The following is a 717-nucleotide window of genomic DNA, read 5'->3' as shown; positions in this document are numbered from 1 at the left end:
CACCGGGGCCGCGGCCAAGGGGCGCAAGGGGTTGATCGAGAGCGCCGACGGCGGCACGCTGTTCCTCGACGAGATCGGCGATATGCCCTACCCGCTGCAATCGCGGCTGCTGCGCGTGATCGCCGAGCGCGAATTGATCCCGGTCGGCGGCATCGCGCCTCGGCCTGTCGACATCAAGATCATCTCCGCCTCGCATCATGACCTGCGCAAGCTGGTCGCCGAGGGCCGTTTCCGCGAAGACCTGTTCTACAGGCTGAACGCCGCCTCGCTTGCCTTGCCGGCGTTGCGCGAGCGCACTGATTTCGAATGGCTGCTCGACCGGCTGGTAAACGAACGCGCGCGCCTTGCCTGCCGGCCGGCAAGACTGTCGCCGGCGGCGCGGCTGGCGTTGATCCGCCATGGCTGGCCCGGCAATATCCGCGAGCTCGTCAACGCCGTCGATCTGGCGGTAGCGCTTTGTGACGACGGCACGATCCAGCCCGCCGACCTGCCCGATTTCGCACATGCGGCGCCAGCGGCCATGCCGGCCAGTGTCGTTGCGCTGCGGCCGCCCTCGCCTGAGGAAGAGCGCGCGGCACTGTTGACTGCACTGGTGGCGGCGGGCTGGAATATTTCCGGAGCCGCCCGGCGTCTCGGCGTCGACCGTACCACCGTGCATCGCCGCATGAAGCGCCTGCGGCTGGAAGCGCCGAACTAACGTTGCGGCGGCTGTGGCAC

At 68.6% G+C, this 717-nt stretch carries 1 protein-coding gene; it reads left to right on the top strand.

The annotated features are described in order from the left end of the window. A partial coding sequence (locus EOA29_RS38820) for a sigma 54-interacting transcriptional regulator (protein WP_145970134.1) occupies positions 1 to 697 on the top strand: 697 nt, incomplete at its 5' end. Positions 698 to 717: the final 20 nt, after the last annotated feature.

It is taken from the genome of Mesorhizobium sp. M1E.F.Ca.ET.063.01.1.1, from assembly GCF_003998155.1.
Lineage (GTDB): Bacteria > Pseudomonadota > Alphaproteobacteria > Rhizobiales > Rhizobiaceae > Mesorhizobium.
The sequence above is the reverse complement of the archived record's forward strand: the minus strand, read 5'-3'. Positions and strand labels throughout refer to the sequence as shown.